Origin of the sequence: Paenibacillus sp. PDC88 (assembly GCF_900106725.1) — a bacterium.
Taxonomy (GTDB): domain Bacteria; phylum Bacillota; class Bacilli; order Paenibacillales; family Paenibacillaceae; genus Paenibacillus; species Paenibacillus shunpengii.
Genome location: NZ_FNNT01000001.1, coordinates 372808 through 391101, shown reverse-complemented (window position 1 = coordinate 391101; position 18294 = coordinate 372808). Strand labels below are relative to the sequence as shown.

Below are 18294 nucleotides of genomic sequence, written 5' to 3'. Positions count from 1 at the left end.
AGAGGATTCTGAAATGGATTTGGATCTGTTACTACTAGATCTGTTTAGCTCTCCGAGAGAAGGGTAAGTAAGAAACAAGTACTTAACTCAAGGAGGAATGAACAATGGCAAAGCAAAAAGTAGTTGGTGTATTCGAGACAGATGAGGCTGCATCTCGTGCAATAGAACAGTTGATAAGTAAAGGCTATACGAATGAAGAAATCTCGGTAATTACGAGGAGCAAGGAAGATCAGAGAGCGATTGAGAGCGAAACAGGAACAAAAGCCCCTGAAGGGATTGCAGCGGGTGCTGCTACAGGCGGTGTTCTTGGCGGACTAGCGGGATTATTTGCAGGAATCGGTGCACTTGCCATTCCAGGAATTGGACCGATTCTAGCGGCAGGGCCAATTGCTGCTACACTGACAGGAGCAGCCGTCGGTGCTGGAGCAGGCGGACTGGTCGGTGGTTTGGTTGGACTTGGTATTCCTGAAGATGAAGCAAAAGAATACGAAAAAAATATTGATGAAGGTAAAATACTTGTACTAGTCGATCAAAAATATGCCGATACCGATGTTTACGGTGTATTCAGAGACAACCGGTCCTTAAATGCGGATCGTTATGATGATCGGTACAATGAGCGTACAGACAATATGCCAGGTCCAGACAGAGTGCCAGAGGATCGGGTGGAGCAGGAAGCGATGGGAACAAGAATTGATCGAACGATGCGCTAAGAATACCCTTTCACGCACTAAAAAACGAATGGAGATATAATCTGCTTCATCTAGAAACCGCTTTGTAATCAAAGCGGTTTTTTTGTGCTTGGATTTTATTTGAAAATTTGTGTCTCCCTTTACTCCTATAATCAACACCTGAAAAATTCACAATAACTAGGTGCAAATATAAATTCTAGGGGTTTGAATCAGTATGAAGTACTTTAATTCGGAGATCATTTAGAGCCTATTAAAGCAAAGATAAGTTCTCATTGAAATTAATAATTCAACATATGAAAAATTCAAATTAATGGAACGTTTCATCTGAACTTGGTTTCTTTTGATTTAACTGAGGTAATTTGTCACGTACTTATGTCATATATTCTGTCTTAAAACAGATATATGAAAAAATAGAAGGATGTCAAGATGAAAAAAGACGTTTATAATGAGAGAAAGTTGGTTATTTGAAATTAATGAGAGGAGGACACTTGCATGGCTTTTATGATATCCCAGCGGGCGTTCATTAAACTCTACTTAATTACGATGGTAGAGCAGCATAGAGGATATGGTTATGAAATGCTTGAGGCCATGAAGGAAGAATTCAAAGGGTTTGGATATGTCCCGCCTCAGAGTGAAGTATACCGTGCGCTGCATGAGCTTGTGCAAGAAGGAGTTTTTTATCGTACGAAGCGACTAAAAGGAAATGATCCGAGAATCGATTTTCAGGAAATCGTTCTGTATCATTTTACCGACGACGGAGAAGAGAAGGCCAGATTATATAAGAAGCAAGTCAAGACAGATCTGGACCGTTGTTTAGGCATGCTGAGGAAGGCAGAACAGGATAATTATTAATCACATTTGAATAAATCACATTAGTAAGCAGGGAAGGAGAGGATCAATGATGAGTGAAAAAATCCGATGGGGAATAATGAGTACTGCAAAGATAGCCAGGACAGCGGTTATTCCTGCCATACAGAACTCTAACCGGGGTGAAGTTGTAGCCATTGCAAGCCGTAATGAGAGCAGAGCAGCAGAGGTCGCTGCCGAACTGGATATATCCAAAGCCTACGGAAGCTATGACGCTCTGCTTGCGGATGAGGAGATTGATGCTGTCTACATTTCTGTCCCGAACCACATGCATATGGAGTGGACGATCAAAGCCGCGAGAGCCGGTAAGCATATATTGTGTGAGAAACCGGCAGCACTGAATGAGGAGCAGGTAAGACAGATGATTGAAATCTGCAATCAGGAGCAGGTCGTTTTTGCAGAAGCATTCATGTATAGATATCATCCCAAGCATGCAAGGGTCAAGGAAATTATTGAGAGCGGCGAAATCGGTCAGGTAAGAGCGATTCATGCGAATTTCACTTACAATAACTGCTACGATACTGACAATGTGCGCTTCAAGAAGGAAATGGGTGGCGGCTCATTGTATGATGTCGGTGTATATCCCATTTCAGCGGCAAGAATGTATCTTGGACAAGAACCAGAAGCTGTCACAGTACATGCGTTGTTCTCTTCAGATCATGATAATGTGGATATGATGGCCTCAGGACTTGTGGAATTTCCGGAGAAGGTTGCGCTTACTTTTGATTGCGGAATGTGGGCTTGCTCCAGAGCAGAGCTTGAAATACTGGGAACAGAGGGCAGAATCGAGCTTCCAAAAGTGTTTGGATGGGAGAACAGCGATATTCCTCCTCAAATCATCATACATACCGATGATGTGTCAAGAGAAGAGCGAATTTCAGTATCTAACTCGTTTGTTCTTCAAGCAGATGCATTTGCCGATGCAATCTTGGATGGAACACCGCTCCCCTTTACGCCAGAGGATGCTCTTCTGAATATACGTGTGGTGGAAGCCTGCATTCAGTCTGCACAGAGACGGGAACGCATTGCACTGCTGTGAATGATCCTATAATTACTGAAGACAACAATAGCATAGATCATTAACGTCTCTGTTTGGTAACTAACGATCAAACAATCCATAGAGGCGTTATTTTTTTGTAATTTTGACCTGCTTGGAACATCACCATATAATAGAATGCAACACTTATTAAAAGGTGGGATCTTAAATGAATAATAAAGTGCTAACTACGATGGAGGAAGTCAAGACGTACTCCGATCCTTACCGACTTCAAATATTAAATGTATTTCATAGATTGGGCAAACCAGCCACGGTAAAAGAAGTAGCAGACGAGCTGGGCGAACTGCCGGCAAAAGTTTATTATCATGTTAAGAAGCTTGAAAAAGTAGGTCTGCTCTCGCTCGTGGAGACACGGGAAATCAATGGTATCATAGCAAAATACTATGAGGTATTTCCCGGTGAGATCATTGTCAGCCGGGGGACGAAGGAAGATGAGCCGATGAGGCAGGTTGTCGCTTCCGAGAATGCATCGCATATTACGGCTTTGTTTGAACAGAACAAGCAGAGCTTTGTTCAGCGCATGGACGCAGGAGATCCTTCCTCAGCGCATTTGTTGAACCGTTCGATTTATGCGACCGAGGAAGAAGCCAAAGAGCTGTATGCCCAGATTGTGAAGCTGTGCGAGCCCTATTTTATGAAGCGGAGAGAGAAAGGCACGAATACCTACGAAGTGTTTGCAACAGTAATAGAACAAATGAAAAATATGAAATCATGACATCGTGACATCATAACAAAGGGCCGCTAAGCGGCCCCCATATATATTAAATTATATTTACAGCTCCTCATAATCCTCTACATCCCGCTTCGTGGACGTGGCAGGAGAATCTGCTGTTCCATATTCTTTTACAGCTTCCCAGGCTTCTGCATTATCAAATTTACCCGCATTTCGTTGGCTGATCTCACCAGCCCCTCTGGGAGGTTTAGTCATCACTTGCTCTTCTACAGGACGATATTCGCTGAGCTCACCTTGCTGCTCTTGTTCAGCATGCTCTATACAGTATGAAGTGTAGGGAATAATTTCAAGCCGCTCGTATGGAATCGGTTTGCCGCATTCCTCGCACAGACCATAGCTCTGCTCTTGCATCTTGCCAATGGCTTTTTCGATTTGGTCCAGTTTCTCAGACTGCTGATCATCAATAGCCTGGTCTCTGGCTCGCTCATAGGTTTCGGTTCCGATATCTGCGGGATGATTATCTACGGAGGATAATTCTCCCGTAGCGTCAAGCAGGGAGTTGTTTTCTGAATTGATTCCGTCTTGGTTTATTTGAAAATGAGCTTGAATGTTTTCTTTTTCTTCCAACAAACGACTCTTCAATGTCTTAAGTTCTTCATTTGTAAGTTCTATTGTATTCATGTCTAGCAGCTCCTTTGTCACATTCTTGTATGTTATTACCCTAACGAAGCTCATCACAACCATACTCGATGGGAATACCATATATCAGGGAATAACAGGAATCTGATTGGAGAATAAGTTAGTTTTTGGTTAATGTAAGGGAAAGTTTATGTTGATTCATTTTCATCAGGGGTCAGTTTATGATATAAAAAAATAAGGGAATTCGATTAATGGAGGTTAGTTAGATATGGATGAACATATGAAACGCCGGCTGGATAAGCAGAAGCAGCTCTTTAAGCAGCTCGGCATTCAGATGGATGCACTATCCATTCATGAGAAACAATTCAACCACAAGCTTAGGGGTTACGATCCGGATGAGGTGGATGAATTTCTCGATATCATCATCAAGGATTATGAGCGTTTTTATGCACATATATCTGATCTGATGGATAAATGGCAGGAACAGCAATATATGATTCGGAATCTGAAGAATGTACCTAAACCGCAAGCGGATCCAAATCTGATCGATCGTAAACAGATTGAAGATGTAATCAAACAGCTGGAGTACAGTGTTCGGCAGCTCAAAGCCAAGGCCCGCCCGGATAAAGACCCATACATGGATTAACCGAATAGGGAATACCAAGGAGGTTACGTCTTATGATCAAAATAACCGTATTATCTGACACCCATATGCCTCGAATGTCCAAGCAGCTGCCTGCACCTCTGCTTCAGGACCTTCAGGATACGGATTACATATTTCATGCGGGTGACTGGACGGACATTTCACTCTACGAGGAGCTTCAGTCTATGGGGAAGCTGCACGGAGTATATGGAAATACCGACCTTGCCATCATTCGAGGCCTATTGCCTGAACAAACCATTGTCGAAGCCGGAGGTAAGCGCTTTGGTATCGTACATGGACACATGGGTAGAGGGAGCACGGAAGATAATGCACTTCAAGCCTTCAAGTCAGAGCAAGTGGATTGTATCGTATTTGGACATTCACACATCCCTGTACTTAAAGAAGAGAATGGAATTATACTATTTAATCCGGGGTCACCTACGGACAAGAGAAGGCAGTCACAATATTCACACGGTGTAATCAGGGTTGATGACGAAATAGATATACAGCATGTTTACTATGCCAGCAAGTGAATCCATTTCATCATCCCTGGAGCTGCAATAACGAAGTCTAAATATATACGAATGGTGATAAACACCTGTTGATCGTTTTAATAACGAATCAGCAGGTGTTTTTTTTGAGGTTATAAATGATTTCAGATGATTTGCCTCTGAGTGTCTTCCTCGCCTGTTTTGTTATCTGTGGTTCATCTCTTAAGAAATAGCCGTATCTGTCCTTGAAGTACAGTGATAGGATGAACTTGTGAATACGCTTTATTCTAAAGGAGTGATAAGGAATGTTGTTATCTTTATTTACGGTTGCGACCCCAGATTTACTGCCTGAACAAATGCTCAAGGCTGCTTCGGATGCCGGAATTCAAGGTATTGAATGGCGGTACAAAGGCGTCCCGATGGAGGCAAGCCAGGAAGAACCTTCTTTTTGGAGAAGAAATCTGGCCTCCATAGATCCTGAGAATGCAGATGAGGAGGTCGCGAAGGCGGCAGCACTAACTGAACAATACGGGCTGAAATCGATTGCTCTTGTTCCTTATCTTACTTCGGGAGATCTGAAGGCTACGGAGCAGGCCTTCCAATCCGCTCAAAAGCTAGGTGCAGCAATGATGCGGGTGGGTGTTCCAGGTTATCATCGCTCGGCGAATTATCATGAGCTGTACAATGGTGCAATCTCGTACTTAAGCGAGGTTCAGGAGATGTCTCGTCAGTATGGAGTAAAAGCACTGGTCGAAACACATCATGGCACCATAGCTCCTAGTGCGGGACTTGCCTATCGGCTCGTTTCCTCATTCGATCCACAGCATATCGGAGTGTTGTATGATCCGGGGAATATGGTCCACGAAGGCTATGAAAATTACCGTATGGGCTTAGAGCTGCTTGGACCCTATCTAGCCCATGTTCATGTGAAGAATGCCAGCTGGGTACAGCTGGAGAAGCCAGATAGCGAGATAGAAACCTATTATCAATCAAAATGGTCTCCTTTACTTAACGGAGTCGTTCGTTGGAGCACCGTTCTTGAAGATCTTGAATCCGTTGGATATAAGGGATATCTGGGAATAGAAGATTTTAGTCAGAGCTATTCTTCAGTGGAGATGCTCAAGAACTTCACGCAGAGCATGCATTCACTGAGCAAACAGTTACATATTGGAGGTGCTGCACAATGAATGCGGTAAGAGTCGGAATCATAGGCATCGGCAATATGGGTTCTGCCCATGCCAAAACGATAAATCAAGGTAAGATTAAAGGGGCAGTGCTTACGGCGATCAGTGATATGAGAGAGAGCGCCAAAGCATGGGCAGCAGATAACCTGCAAGGAGAAGTTCAGTATTTCCAGGATCCGAAAGCCATGATGCTCTCGGGGGAAGTTGATGCAGTCCTTATTGCTACACCTCATTATCAGCATTCGGAGCTTGCCATACTGGCATTTAATCAAGGGCTTCATGTTCTTATAGAAAAGCCGGCTGGGGTATATACAAGTCAAGTGAGAGAGATGAACGAAGCCGCGAGTGATAGCGGGAAGGTGTTCTCGATCATGTACAATCAGCGAACCAACCCACTGTACATCAAATTAAAGGATTTGATTGCTTCAGGGGAACTTGGTGAGATTCGGCGGACCAACTGGATTATTACTAGCTGGTACCGCTCTCAGAGCTATTATGATTCTGGAAGCTGGCGTGCGACTTGGGCGGGTGAAGGCGGAGGTGTGCTGCTGAATCAGTCTCCGCACCAGCTGGATCTATGGCAGTGGACAGTAGGCCTGATGCCGAAGCGGGTGCGAGCCTTCTGTGCGTTTGGCAAATATCGCAGCATTGAAGTCGAGGATGATGTGACTGCATACGTAGAATATGAGAATGGAGCCACCGGCGTCTTCATCACAACGACAGGAGAAACTCCGGGAACGAATCGATTTGAAGTAACAGGTGATCGCGGCAAAATTGTTGTTGAGGATGGGAAGATGACCTTTTGGCGGCTACGTGAACCCGAAAGTGAATTTAATCAGCGATATACCGGCGGATTTGGACAGCCAGAATGCTGGAAGATTGATATTCCCATTGAGGGCAGAGAGACAGGACACCCTGGTATTATGCAGAACTTTGTAGATGCTATTTTGCATGGCTCACCGCTTATTGCTCCTGGGGAAGAAGGAATTCATGGACTGACTTTATCCAATGCCATGTATTTATCTACTTGGACGGATCATTGGGTCGAGCTGCCAATTGATGAGGAGCTGTTTAACAAGCATCTTCAGGAACGCATTCGTCATTCCAAGATGAATACGGATCCAGTGAGAGAGACTCAATCACCGGCTGATCTAAGCGGTACCTTTCAATAAGATGATGGAGTTAAAGAATATGCTGGAAAGAGGTGCTGACAATGAGTAATCGAGATGGGATGTTTTATGCGCCGGAGAGTGCAGTGAATAAAGTTGTTGCAGGACCTGGAGAATTTGTCATCGCGGCAGCAGCTCTGGATCATGGGCATATCTATGGGATGTGTGGCGAGCTTGTACGCTCAGGAGCTACTCTAAAATGGGTATACGATCCTGACCCGGATAAAGTAAGGGCTTTTCAGGAACGATTTCCGGAGGCCAAGGCAGCCAATTCCCTTGATGAAATATTAAATGATGCCGAGGTTCGTCTCGTGGCGGGAGCGGCTGTTCCTTCGGAAAGAGGGCCGCTGGGTCTTGTCGTCATGGACGCAGGTAAAGATTATTTTACGGATAAAGCCCCCTTTACTTCCCTCACACAGCTTGAGGCTGCTCGTCAGAAGGTAAAGGAAACAGGCCGAAAGTATATGGTTTATTATAGTGAACGCCTACATGTCGAGAGCGCTGTTTATGCTGGTCAGCTTATATCTCAAGGGGCGATCGGCAAGGTGCTCCAAGTCATGGGTACAGGACCGCATCGTTTAAATGCCGGCAGCCGCCCAGAATGGTTCTTCGAGAAAGACAAATACGGTGGAATTATTTGCGATATTGGAAGCCATCAAATTGAACAATTTCTATACTTTGCATCTTGTCAGAATGCAGAAGTGAAGTATAGTCGTGCGGTTAATATGGCGCATCCTGAGTATCCGGAGCTGGAAGATTTCGGAGAAGCTGCGCTCGTGGGTGATAACGGCGCCTCAGGATATTTTCGGGTGGATTGGTTTACACCGAACGGCCTTTCTACATGGGGAGATGGGCGTACGACCATACTGGGGACGGACGGTTACATTGAACTGCGTAAATATACAGACATTGCACGAGAATCGATAGGCGATCAAGTATATCTGGTCAATCATGAGGGGGAATACCGGTTTAATGTAAAAGGGAAGGTAGGCTATCCTTTTTTCAGTCAATTAATTAAGGATTGTATAAATAGAACAGAGGATGCCATGTCTCAGGCTCATGCTTTTAAGGCAGCGGAGTTATGTCTCACTGCTCAAGAGCTGGCATCAGCAGGGACATTCCAAGCTGCACGGTAATTGATGTTGTCGTTTGCAGCCTATTGCGTGATACAATGAAGTCACGATGAGATCTTTGCATGAGCAACAAAACGATGCAAAGGAATGAAGGAGTGACTTCAATTGTGGCAAATACGTTCAACATGATTGATCCGCTCGCCTTTAATTACCGGAATAGCCACCCTGTAAAGCACGGTCAGGATGATGGGTTTCATTCCCATCCATTTTATGAGCTGTACTATTTCCATGAAGGCAAATGCACGTATGTTATTGGCGACAAGATCTATACTCTTGTCCCTGGTGATTTAATCTTGATGCATGGCATGACCTTACACAGACCACACCCAGATCCAAGCATTCCTTATATAAGAACGACATTGCATTTCTATCCAATGATGCTTGAAGAGTATCTTGTCGCTGAACGCGCTCATGCGCTGCTCGCACCATTCGAGAAACTGAAGAATCATGTTTTTCATCTTACAGCTGAGCAGCAGCAGGAAACGGAGACGAGTCTAGCCCAGCTGAACCAGCTCTATGAGATGAAGGGGCGGGAACAGATGAGTGACCGCTTCGTACTTAAGCTGTGTGACTTCTTGATTATGGCACAGCAATTCACCGACAATAAGCTGTTAGAGCACAGGACACGTACAGATAAGGAAGAACACATCCAAGGCATCATTACTTATTTGGAGACAAATTATATGAACGAGATTGGGCTGGATGAGATCGCCAGAGAGCTGCATTTATCCAAGCCTTATATGGCAGCACTGTTCAAAGAGATGACAGGCACAACAATCTTTAAATATTTGTATATGCGACGAATCAATCAAGCCAAGCTGCTGTTTCGTTTCCATCCGGATATGTCCGTCACGGAAGCAAGCAAGAAGTCGGGATTTAAGCGGGTTTCGCATTTCAGCCGTATGTTTAAACAGACGGTGGGCTGTACACCGGAGGTTTTTCGGACGCATCATCTTATATGAAATGAAACCTGAACATAAAGCAGTTCGTATAAACGTTTATGTGAACGCTTTTTTTGTGAAGGGAGACCCGCTATATGAGAAGACAACGAAAAAGAAAACAGCAGGCTGTTATGATGGCGACGATGCTTGCATCCGCTGTGATGCTATCTGCTTGTTCTGCCGTAGATAGTGTGAATCAATCTCTTAATTATGTAAATGAGGCAACCGAATATATCAATCAAGTATCAACAGCCGGCACAGAGCTTCAAAATCTGGCCCAGGAAGCTGTCAATAACCCTGATGCGGCAGCTCAGTTTCAGGAACAGCTGGAACAAATCCGGACGGAAGCTAGTGAGTTTGCTCAGCTAACCCCTCCAGCCATTGGAGAATCCATCCATGCCAGGCTCGTAGAATATAATGAACAGCTCACCGGTATGGTTGATCAGTTCAGTCAGCGAATACAGGAGCAGGGCTTCACACTGGAGAATTGGGAACAGACGGGTATTCCGGATCTGATAACGAACATTAATAATCTGAGCCAGCAGCTAAATGATTTAGGCGGCTAACCACTTTGCTGTTAACGCTTCGTTTGCCTTGCCTGGTCTTATCTACTAAAATGAAGGGCAGCAGGAGTAGATCGCAGGCAAAGGAAGTGTAAATGTGACAGACATATGTAAAGAAATCTTCGTCGTGAGCTCCAGCCAGTCTGATCTGCATTCTCGCATTAAGCTTTCGTCCGTTCTTGAGAGGCTCCAGGATGCTGCCGACCGTCATTTGCAGGAGCTGGGAATTACGATAAGCGAGATGCTGAAGAATCATTATGGCTGGATGCTCATGACGATAGAGATCGATTGTGAGCAGATACCGGTGCTTGAGGAAGAGTGGACGGTATCGACATGGTCCAGAGGGTACAAAGGTGTTGTCTGGCTAAGAGATTATCGGTTTGAGGGTACTGAGGGAGCATTGGGATATGCAAGGTCTACCTGGACCTTGGTTGATATTCATAAACGCAAGATATTGCGTCCATCTGCATTGCCTTATGACATTCCAACGGTTACCAGTCAATCCTCCTCCGGCGATATGCCGGATAAAGTATCCATCTCTGAAGCTATTGAGCTTAAGACTGCTTACGAGTTCAAAGCCGGGTATAGTACAACCGATAGCAATGGACATCTGAATAATGCAAGATATGCAGACCTCTGTTATGATGCTCTGACAGCTGAGGAATTGGAACATCTCGTATGGAGAAGGTTTAGAATTACTTATCACCGAGAGGTAAGATTGAACGAGACATTCACCCTTCAACGTTCGGATGGAGATGGATCGAGCATCTGGTTTCGTGGAATGAATTCAGAAGGATTCAGTATCTTTGAAGCCCAGCTGGTTTATGAGCAGCAGCTGACCCAATAGTTTGTGAAATAGCACTGTCAATTTCGATGAATCGAAGTTGACGGTGTTTTTTTGATGTCTGTATAGTGTCAATCGATGGTTCTCTTGTGCATGTTTAGTCATGGGTTGAGCATGGTAATGATAAATATCGTTCCAGAACAAGGAGGTAAATGAACAATGGCTGATATGAAGAATCATGATAAAAAAGATCGAAAAGATCGCACTCAGATGGATCATCCCGAGCAGTACCCGACAGAGAAGGAAAGCTTGTTCGATCAATATGAAGAAGAACTGCATGTAGACCCCATTCCGGTTCAGGATCTGAATATGGAGAAGCAAGAAGAGAAGGATAAAGAGGCGACCAAGCAAAATTCTTCAACAGAAGAGAAATACCGTGCCGATTATCGGGATTAATTGAAGAATTACTTCAAAGCTCGTGAATGAAATCAATGCGGATTATAAATAATAAAAGACGGTTAGTTATGGACGACATTTGCTCAAACTTTTATAGATTTACTTGACTAATGTAAGCGAGTATACTATCTTTAGTTTTGTCGACCTACAAAATATACCAGGAGGTTTTTTTCTAATGGCTAAAGAATTTATGGAAGCTCTTAAGGAAAGAAGATCTTACTACGCGATTTCTAAAGAATCCCATGTTTCGGATGCAAGAATTGAGGAGATCATTGGTGAAGCAGTCAAGTATACGCCGTCTTCTTTTAACTCCCAATCGGCCCGCGTTGTCGTATTGCTGGGAGAGAAGCATGATAAGCTCTGGAACATTACGGAAGATACACTTCGCAAAACGGTAAATGACGATGAGAAATTCAAATCAACTGCGGACAAAATGGCAAGCTTCCGTGCAGGATACGGCACCGTGCTGTTCTTCGAGGATCAGGAAGTGATTGAGAACCTGCAGAAGCAGTTTGCTCTCTATGCGGACAACTTCCCAGTCTGGGCGAACCAATCTAGCGGCATGCTGCAATTGGTCGTATGGACAGCGCTTAAGCAAGAAGGTCTTGGAGCATCTCTCCAGCACTACAATCCGCTGATTGACGACGAAGTGAAGGAAGTATTTGATGTTCCTGCAACATGGAAACTGATTGCACAAATGCCTTTTGGCACGCCTGCGGCAGATCCGGGTGACAAAGATTTTGCTCCACTGGATACCCGTCTTAAAGTGTTAAAATAATTGCTGAAATAACGAATACTTAGATAGAGTATTGCTTCGAATGAAGCGATACTCTTTTTTGTCGTTCAAGATGCTGCACAGATAAATATAGAAGTATAACCATAATTTAAGTACATACACGACTCACAGCACTTTGATAGGATAGATTTATCCTATAATGCAAGTGAGGCGCTGGTTTTGAGAATACAAAGTAACACATGGGGCAGGATTGTAAAAAAAGGCATGAACCTAGGCATTATTGTTTCATTATTGACAGTTTATATCACACCGCAGCATGCAGCTGCATCTTCTTTGGAGCCCCCTTTTAGAGACATTTCGAATAGTTATGCTAAAGAGGCCATCGTCCGGTTGTATAATAAAGGCATTGTTCGAGGAACTACCTTGACGACGTTTGAGCCTGGGAAGAAGGTTACAAGAGCAGAACTTGCCAAAATGATGGTCGCTGCTCTCAGGCTTGATCCGACGATGAACGATTTGACTCCTTTCAAGGATCTGAAAGAGAAGGATTGGTATTACGGTGACATTAGTGCTCTATTGAACTTGGGGATCGTTCAAGGAAGATCAGAGAACTATTTTGCACCCAAATCAGACGTGACTCGGGAGGAAGCTGCAGCGCTGATGGTCCGTATGCTGAAGTCCGCTCCTAATCCGATCGAAGCATCAGCAGAGCTGCCTTACATAGATCATAAGCAAACCTCTAAGTGGGCATGGGGCTATATAAGTCAAGTAACTCAGCTCGGATTCATGCAGGGTGACAGCGGGGCGTTTAGACCGAATGATTCGTTGACCCGTGCGGAAGCAGCGGTTCTGCTAGACCGTATACTGCAAGCACCAGCTATTAAATCTGAGCTCAATATCAGTGAAGCGGATCCGATTCTGCTTGGCTGGCAGTACGATTCAACGACAGCCGAGTACGAGAAGCAGGTGCTCGATGCAGGAATCAATACTCTTTCTCCGCGCTGGTATTTTCTCGATGAGACAGAAGTTGTCCAGGATCATACGGATCAGAGGCTATTAACTTTTGCTAAGCGAAATAAGCTGAATATCTGGGGTATGGTAGGCAACCGCGCAAATGCAGAGATGACACATCGGGTGTTGTCGAATGCTGTCTTGCGAGAAGCTACTGTCTCCAAATTGGTGGATTATGCGAAGAAGTATGAGTTAGCCGGCCTGAATATTGATTTTGAAAATGTGTCACCAGAGGAACGCGAATATCTGACATTGTTTATGACTTCGCTGTATTCTAAGCTCACCAGCATAGGTGTGACTTTATCTATTGATGTATCTCCTGATCTGGGTACAAGCTGGACGGCTGCTTTTGATTACAAGGCACTTGGCGAGGTGGCCGACTATGTCGTGTTAATGGGATATGAGGAGCATTGGAATGGTTCGTCCACTGCAGGCTCGGTCGCTTCAATCCCATGGCTGGAGTACGCTGTTCAGAGATTACAGCAGAACGTGCCCAAGGACAAGATTATCGCAGCACTGCCAACCTATACTCGGAATTGGTCCTTGTCATCTCCTCAGCTTGGCTCCTATGATATTTCACTGAAGACGCAGGGAGAAATTTATCGTCAATATTCACCTGCTATGAAATGGAATTCTGATATTGCGCAATACACGTTAACATATACTTCTCAGGGGATATCTCGCGGGATATGGGCAGAAGACAGCCGTTCCTTGTCAGCCAAGACAACTCTGTTTGAAGCATATGATGTTGCAGGTTATGCGTTCTGGTATATGGGCTCTGAGACTAGCGATGTGTGGACAGCGATGAATAATGCCAGACAATATGCAGCTTATTCATTTGGATTATAACTCTTAAGAGGATCATGCTTAGCATGGTCCTTTTTAATGATTCCGGGCTCTTCGTTTAAAAAGATACATATTGTTTAAGGATAAAAGAGAGAAGACATATAGAAGAAGGCAGGGATAGGATGATATATGATTGCATAATTGTCGGCGGAGGTATTGCCGGGCTGCAGGCTGCTATACAGCTGGGAAGGTATTCTATACACAAGGTGCTAGTCATTGATGCGGGGGAAGGTCGTTCGACCATATGCCGTAATTATCATAATATACTGGGGTTTCCGGAGGGGATATCTGGAGAGGAGATCCGCAGACGAGGAAGAGCTCATGCTGAAGCGACGGGCATAGAATTTTGTACGGATCGCATTACCTCTGCCAAAAAGGAAGGTGAGCTCTTCCTACTAAACGGTAATCATGATCAGTTGTATCAAGCTAGAACACTTCTGCTTGCTACAGGTATTACAGATCGGCACCCGAATATTCCGGGTCTCCGAGATGCACTGGGAATGTCTGTCTATATATGTCCTGATTGTGATGGATACGAGATTGAGAACAAGCGGACCGTCATTATGGGTTCCGGTGTTACCGGCGCCGGTATGGCGAACATCTTGGCTAAACGGGCCTCCGAGATGATCTATATTAATCACGATCAAGCTGAGCTGACCTCGAAATTGAGAGACAAATTAAGCCAGAAGGGTGTTCAATATATTGAAGAGGCCATTACTGAAGTAGAGAGTGATGACAAGGGCATGATAACAGCTGTCAAGCTGGCAAATGGTACTGTTGTCGAGGCTGAACGAGGGTTTATCGCTTTTGGAGACAACAAGGTTCATTCGGAATTGGCGGAGCAGCTCGGTGCTAAGGTAGAGGGTAACAAGCATGTTGAGGCAGACGGGCGTTCGCGAATGTCATCTGTACCGAACCTATGGATCGCGGGTGATATCGGCTTGCACTCGGAGCAAGCCGCTGTAGCGATGGGAGATGGACTTCTGTCGGCAATCTGGATCAACAAAGCATTGCATCAAATGCATAGCAGCTAAGGATAAAAAAGAAAATGTAATAGATTCATCTTGTTTCATTCTAGACGGAAAGGTTAATAGGAAGTGTGCAAGCGTTCAAAATATCTGTATAACTGGAGGAGAATACGATGTCTGAACAAACACATATGATCAATAAGGATGGAAAAGTAGAGCTGAATCAGGTGGATGAAGTGATGAATCGAATGGCTCCGGAACAAAAGGATGATATTTTGGAACAATTCGAAACATTCAAACAATACTTGAAGAAGCGTGTATCCTTGGGAGAATCACTCGGTTTGAACGAAGAACAGTTAACATTGGTTGCAGAAAAGGTTGCAGAGATGTTATCCAAGAATGAAGAGCCGAGAAACAGAGAGGAGAAGCTGCTCCAAGAGCTATGGAATGCAGCTAATAACGAACAACAGCATGCATTAGCACATGTGTTGGTCAAATTCGTTAAGAATTAGTGTTGGAAATGAAGACAGGTTCGGGTCCCTCGTCGGGACCCTTATACTTATGAGATGAATAAATTTTATATTTTTATTAACAAGATTGAAACTCTTCGTTAACAATAAACGTTTATACTAGGTACTAAGAACAGCTAAGAAGATTTAATACATAGCACATGGAGGCTTTATAGAGCCGCACCAGAAGGAGAGATGTCAAATGAAAAATCGGCTATTTACATTTGTTGCGCTGGGTGTAATTCTTTCGGGAACTTTAATATATGGTAACTTTAATATCGGGAATCATTCAACAGTCTTTGCGAAGTCAGAGGAAGCTCAGGATACGGCGGTTCGCGTAGAGAATCAAACTGTATATATCAACGATCTTAGCGATCTTAACGGAGAACTGCAAATCAAAGCTGACGAGATTGAGTGGTATGAAGGTGAAGAAGCAAACACCGTTTTCGTGGAGCAAGAGCCTGACGCTGGAATTGACTATGCTCCGGACGGCTACTATATTGTGAATGAGCAGGAAGCAAATGAAACCCTAAAGATCGCAGATGATGCAACCGTTACGGTTCAAATTTATGATCGTACGGGAGATGCCAAGGATATTGACATCGAGTGGAATGAAGAGATCAGCTTAGATAAATTTACCGAACTCTACGGAGATACAACGAATATGGACATGAGCGTATTTCCTTATCATCTAACGATTGAGAACGGTGAAGTTACACAAATCGTACAACAATATATTCCTTAAGAAGGATGATAATCAGCCCTCTTGCGATAGCAAGGGGGCTATTTCTATGCCCGCTAACATAATATCGAATATCCGAAATTTTGAGCTATCAAAGGGGGATTGGCATGCTTGATTGCATCATTATTGGCGGCGGTCCTGCAGGACTGAGTGCTGGATTGGTGCTGGCACGTTCTCTCCGCAGAACGATCATCTTAGATCACGGCAGACCTCGGCATGCGCGGACCAGACAATCTCATGGTTATTTGACCAGGGATGGGGCTAGTCCTGCTGAATTCAGACAGATTGCTCATCAAGAGCTATCCGAGTATCCTTCCATAAGTATAATGCAAGAGGAAGTCATTGATGTTCAGCCTGTATTTGGCGGGTTTAAAGCCCGTATGACCAGCGGCAAAGAGGTAACCGGAAGAAAAGTTCTGCTAAGTACGGGTCTCCGTGAGATTCTTCCCTCGCTGCCAGGACTTCAGGAGTATTACGGGCAGAGTCTCTTTAGTTGCCCCTACTGCGATGGTTACGAGCTAAGAGGGAAGCGCCTTGTTCTTCTAGCGGAGACGATGAATGTATTCAGTACGGCTCAAATGATCTATCACTGGAGCAAGGATCTGGTTATATGTACAAATGGAAAAAGGATCCTTAATGTAGAACAACAAAAAAAACTTGTGAGTAAAGGGATAAGAATTGCAGAGCAGCCAATCAGCCAATTATCCGGACGTAACGGAAAGCTTGAGGCCATACGGTTCAAGAATGGTCAAACTATCGAGCGAGAGGGTGGATTTGTTACACCACAGCTAAGCCAAGCAAGCCCTATTGGGCCAAGACTGGGGTGTCATATGAACGACCGGGGCGCCTTGATGACAGATCAGTATGGAAGGACGAATATTAGAGGTATCTATGCGGCCGGGGATAGTACGGTTACTTCTCCTACACAGTTAATTATCGCAGCAGCGGAAGGCAGCAAGGCAGCTATAGGAATCAATATGGATCTTGTTTATGAAGATTTTTAGTCAGGTTAAGCGAAAAAGAGGAAAAAGAGGCGATCTCCAATGGAGATCGCCATGTTCTGTTCCAATATCTATAATAAGGATTAATATTGGAATGTACTAACGATGATTACGAGCAGAATGAACAATACCAAGATCGCCCCTACCGAAGAGTAACCACCATATCCACCTTCACCATAGCCACGTTTTGCTTCTCCCATGACATTTACCTCCTCATCATTCATCTACACAATAAATATATGAGATGCAGGCGAATGCTGATTGGGCGATATTATCATTTATGGCGAAGAGGGAAGGTGCACAAGATCATCCATTAGATGCTGAAGGGTTAACCAGTCCTGAACCGAGTTAATAAATTTATGAGCTGCGGGCGACAATTCGGACAAGGACAATGCAGCCATTCCGATCATGCGATAGGGCTTCTCTGCCAATGGAACAATTCGAACCGTATCCGGCAGATTCCCAAGTACCATCTCCGGCAGTATGCTGATGCCGAGTCCGTGCTGAACCATCCCTATTATGGCTTGCTCTTCAGCAACCTCAAACCGGATGCTAAGCTTTACCTTATGAGTCCGAATCATGGATTCGATCTCATCATCTCCGCCCCATTTCGGCATAATGAAAGGCTCCTCTCGCAGCTGATCCAGATGAAGGGAGGATTCTAATGCCAGAGCATGTCCATCCGGCAGGATACATACCAAGCGATCCTTCTTCAGCGGGATTGTATCAAAAATAGACCCGCCCTGCAGCGACAAAAATCCAAAATCAACCGCTCCTGAAGCAATCCACCCCTTGATTTCACCGTAATCTCCTTCCTTGAGCTTAATATGAATAGCGGGATATTCATGCTGGAAGGATTTGATAACACCGGGAAGCCACTGAGAGGACACACTCGTAAACGTTCCGATTCGGACTGTACCTGTTTGAATGCCGCTCAGTAACTGGATTTCTTGATGCATCATTTCGTTCCACTTCAATATTTCTCTCATATAGGGCAGAATTCGCTCTCCGTTTGCGGTGAGCTGAATACCCGCTTTGGAGCGAATAAGTAATGCAAATCCACAGCCTGCTTCTAAGCTTGAAATGGCATGACTAACTGCAGATTGAGTGAGATTCAAGGCTTCGGCAGCTTTGGTCAAGCTTTGGAGTTCGACTACGGTTGTGAAAATCTCGTATTTTGCCAGAGACATTT

Annotated in this window: 21 protein-coding genes; 19 read left to right on the top strand and 2 right to left on the bottom strand. The window is 44.5% G+C overall.

The genetic code is table 11. From position 1 onward, the window contains the following. Window positions 1-104: 104 nt before the first annotated feature. From BLW49_RS01645 to BLW49_RS01630, 4 genes are all read left to right on the top strand, one after another. Window positions 105-710 carry a general stress protein gene (locus BLW49_RS01645; RefSeq protein WP_083655680.1) on the top strand — a complete coding sequence of 202 codons (606 nt, stop codon included), beginning with the start codon at window positions 105-107 and terminating at the stop codon, window positions 708-710. A gap of 471 nt (window positions 711-1181) precedes the next feature. Next, on the top strand, window positions 1182-1541 hold the full coding sequence (locus BLW49_RS01640; protein ID WP_076311044.1) for a replication termination protein: 360 nt from the start codon (window positions 1182-1184) through the stop codon (window positions 1539-1541). A gap of 49 nt (window positions 1542-1590) precedes the next feature. Continuing rightward, window positions 1591-2595: a Gfo/Idh/MocA family protein gene (locus BLW49_RS01635; RefSeq protein ID WP_090722894.1), complete on the top strand. Its 1005-nt coding sequence runs from the start codon at window positions 1591-1593 to the stop codon at window positions 2593-2595. Between the two features lie 166 nt (window positions 2596-2761). After that, window positions 2762-3328 carry a winged helix-turn-helix domain-containing protein gene (locus tag BLW49_RS01630; protein WP_090722892.1) on the top strand — a complete coding sequence of 189 codons (567 nt, stop codon included), beginning with the start codon at window positions 2762-2764 and terminating at the stop codon, window positions 3326-3328. Between the two features lie 57 nt (window positions 3329-3385). Here the strand turns inward: BLW49_RS01630 and BLW49_RS01625 are convergent, their stop codons facing one another. Next, window positions 3386-3967 carry a TraR/DksA C4-type zinc finger protein gene (locus tag BLW49_RS01625; RefSeq protein WP_090722889.1) on the bottom strand — a complete coding sequence of 194 codons (582 nt, stop codon included), beginning with the start codon at window positions 3965-3967 and terminating at the stop codon, window positions 3386-3388. 226 nt (window positions 3968-4193) lie between these two features. Between BLW49_RS01625 and BLW49_RS01620 the strand changes: the two genes are divergently transcribed. The 15 genes from BLW49_RS01620 to BLW49_RS01550 all read left to right on the top strand — a co-directional run bounded on the left by BLW49_RS01620 (window position 4194) and on the right by BLW49_RS01550 (window position 17105). Continuing rightward, complete coding sequence (locus tag BLW49_RS01620) at window positions 4194-4571, top strand: DivIVA domain-containing protein (protein WP_076311040.1); 378 nt, start codon at window positions 4194-4196, stop codon at window positions 4569-4571. Between the two features lie 35 nt (window positions 4572-4606). Then, window positions 4607-5101: a metallophosphoesterase family protein gene (locus tag BLW49_RS01615; RefSeq protein WP_090723796.1), complete on the top strand. Its 495-nt coding sequence runs from the start codon at window positions 4607-4609 to the stop codon at window positions 5099-5101. Between the two features lie 263 nt (window positions 5102-5364). Continuing rightward, window positions 5365-6246 (top strand): sugar phosphate isomerase/epimerase family protein, encoded by an 882-nt coding sequence (locus BLW49_RS01610; RefSeq protein WP_090722887.1) that lies wholly within the window; start codon window positions 5365-5367, stop codon window positions 6244-6246. Then, complete coding sequence (locus BLW49_RS01605; protein WP_090722884.1) at window positions 6243-7415, top strand: Gfo/Idh/MocA family protein; 1173 nt, start codon at window positions 6243-6245, stop codon at window positions 7413-7415. The genes BLW49_RS01610 and BLW49_RS01605 overlap by 4 nt, the downstream gene beginning before the upstream one ends. Before the next feature lie 41 nt (window positions 7416-7456). Continuing rightward, window positions 7457-8548: a Gfo/Idh/MocA family protein gene (locus BLW49_RS01600; RefSeq protein ID WP_090722881.1), complete on the top strand. Its 1092-nt coding sequence runs from the start codon at window positions 7457-7459 to the stop codon at window positions 8546-8548. 59 nt (window positions 8549-8607) lie between these two features. Next, window positions 8608-9507: an AraC family transcriptional regulator gene (locus BLW49_RS01595; RefSeq protein WP_256209537.1), complete on the top strand. Its 900-nt coding sequence runs from the start codon at window positions 8608-8610 to the stop codon at window positions 9505-9507. Window positions 9508-9581: 74 nt separating this feature from the next. Further along, complete coding sequence (locus BLW49_RS01590; protein ID WP_076311036.1) at window positions 9582-10052, top strand: DUF6376 family protein; 471 nt, start codon at window positions 9582-9584, stop codon at window positions 10050-10052. 94 nt (window positions 10053-10146) lie between these two features. Continuing rightward, window positions 10147-10896, top strand: coding sequence for an acyl-[acyl-carrier-protein] thioesterase (locus tag BLW49_RS01585; protein ID WP_177178614.1), 750 nt, complete (start codon window positions 10147-10149; stop codon window positions 10894-10896). 156 nt (window positions 10897-11052) lie between these two features. Continuing rightward, a complete protein-coding gene (locus tag BLW49_RS01580; RefSeq protein WP_090722876.1) occupies window positions 11053-11289 on the top strand; it encodes a hypothetical protein in 237 nt (78 codons plus the stop codon). A 175-nt stretch (window positions 11290-11464) separates the two neighbouring features. Further along, complete coding sequence (locus tag BLW49_RS01575; RefSeq protein ID WP_076311034.1) at window positions 11465-12067, top strand: nitroreductase family protein; 603 nt, start codon at window positions 11465-11467, stop codon at window positions 12065-12067. 177 nt (window positions 12068-12244) lie between these two features. Next, window positions 12245-13885 carry an S-layer homology domain-containing protein gene (locus BLW49_RS01570; protein WP_143042057.1) on the top strand — a complete coding sequence of 547 codons (1641 nt, stop codon included), beginning with the start codon at window positions 12245-12247 and terminating at the stop codon, window positions 13883-13885. A 119-nt stretch (window positions 13886-14004) separates the two neighbouring features. Next, complete coding sequence (locus BLW49_RS01565; RefSeq protein ID WP_076311032.1) at window positions 14005-14916, top strand: NAD(P)/FAD-dependent oxidoreductase; 912 nt, start codon at window positions 14005-14007, stop codon at window positions 14914-14916. A gap of 107 nt (window positions 14917-15023) precedes the next feature. Further along, a complete protein-coding gene (locus BLW49_RS01560; RefSeq protein ID WP_090722874.1) occupies window positions 15024-15362 on the top strand; it encodes a DUF3243 domain-containing protein in 339 nt (112 codons plus the stop codon). Window positions 15363-15561: 199 nt separating this feature from the next. Next, window positions 15562-16104: a hypothetical protein gene (locus BLW49_RS01555; RefSeq protein WP_090722872.1), complete on the top strand. Its 543-nt coding sequence runs from the start codon at window positions 15562-15564 to the stop codon at window positions 16102-16104. Between the two features lie 104 nt (window positions 16105-16208). Continuing rightward, on the top strand, window positions 16209-17105 hold the full coding sequence (locus tag BLW49_RS01550) for an NAD(P)/FAD-dependent oxidoreductase (RefSeq protein WP_090722871.1): 897 nt from the start codon (window positions 16209-16211) through the stop codon (window positions 17103-17105). A 275-nt stretch (window positions 17106-17380) separates the two neighbouring features. Here BLW49_RS01550 and BLW49_RS01545 read toward each other — a convergent pair whose 3' ends face one another. Beyond that, on the bottom strand, window positions 17381-18292 hold the full coding sequence (locus BLW49_RS01545) for a LysR family transcriptional regulator (RefSeq protein WP_090722868.1): 912 nt from the start codon (window positions 18290-18292) through the stop codon (window positions 17381-17383). Window positions 18293-18294 lie beyond the last annotated feature (2 nt).

Excerpts from the sequence above, each read along its gene's own strand:
- BLW49_RS01645 (WP_083655680.1), top strand. The coding sequence starts at position 105 with ATGGCAAAGCAAAAAGTAGTTGGTGTATTCGAGACAGATGAGGCTGCA.
- BLW49_RS01640 (WP_076311044.1), top strand. The coding sequence starts at position 1,182 with ATGGCTTTTATGATATCCCAGCGGGCGTTCATTAAACTCTACTTAATT.
- BLW49_RS01635 (WP_090722894.1), top strand. The coding sequence starts at position 1,591 with ATGAGTGAAAAAATCCGATGGGGAATAATGAGTACTGCAAAGATAGCC.
- BLW49_RS01630 (WP_090722892.1), top strand. The coding sequence starts at position 2,762 with ATGAATAATAAAGTGCTAACTACGATGGAGGAAGTCAAGACGTACTCC.
- BLW49_RS01625 (WP_090722889.1), bottom strand. The coding sequence starts at position 3,967 with ATGAATACAATAGAACTTACAAATGAAGAACTTAAGACATTGAAGAGT.
- BLW49_RS01620 (WP_076311040.1), top strand. The coding sequence starts at position 4,194 with ATGGATGAACATATGAAACGCCGGCTGGATAAGCAGAAGCAGCTCTTT.
- BLW49_RS01610 (WP_090722887.1), top strand. The coding sequence starts at position 5,365 with ATGTTGTTATCTTTATTTACGGTTGCGACCCCAGATTTACTGCCTGAA.
- BLW49_RS01605 (WP_090722884.1), top strand. The coding sequence starts at position 6,243 with ATGAATGCGGTAAGAGTCGGAATCATAGGCATCGGCAATATGGGTTCT.
- BLW49_RS01600 (WP_090722881.1), top strand. The coding sequence starts at position 7,457 with ATGAGTAATCGAGATGGGATGTTTTATGCGCCGGAGAGTGCAGTGAAT.
- BLW49_RS01595 (WP_256209537.1), top strand. The coding sequence starts at position 8,608 with ATGAGCAACAAAACGATGCAAAGGAATGAAGGAGTGACTTCAATTGTG.
- BLW49_RS01590 (WP_076311036.1), top strand. The coding sequence starts at position 9,582 with ATGAGAAGACAACGAAAAAGAAAACAGCAGGCTGTTATGATGGCGACG.
- BLW49_RS01580 (WP_090722876.1), top strand. The coding sequence starts at position 11,053 with ATGGCTGATATGAAGAATCATGATAAAAAAGATCGAAAAGATCGCACT.
- BLW49_RS01575 (WP_076311034.1), top strand. The coding sequence starts at position 11,465 with ATGGCTAAAGAATTTATGGAAGCTCTTAAGGAAAGAAGATCTTACTAC.
- BLW49_RS01565 (WP_076311032.1), top strand. The coding sequence starts at position 14,005 with ATGATATATGATTGCATAATTGTCGGCGGAGGTATTGCCGGGCTGCAG.
- BLW49_RS01560 (WP_090722874.1), top strand. The coding sequence starts at position 15,024 with ATGTCTGAACAAACACATATGATCAATAAGGATGGAAAAGTAGAGCTG.
- BLW49_RS01555 (WP_090722872.1), top strand. The coding sequence starts at position 15,562 with ATGAAAAATCGGCTATTTACATTTGTTGCGCTGGGTGTAATTCTTTCG.
- BLW49_RS01550 (WP_090722871.1), top strand. The coding sequence starts at position 16,209 with ATGCTTGATTGCATCATTATTGGCGGCGGTCCTGCAGGACTGAGTGCT.
- BLW49_RS01545 (WP_090722868.1), bottom strand. The coding sequence starts at position 18,292 with ATGTCTCTGGCAAAATACGAGATTTTCACAACCGTAGTCGAACTCCAA.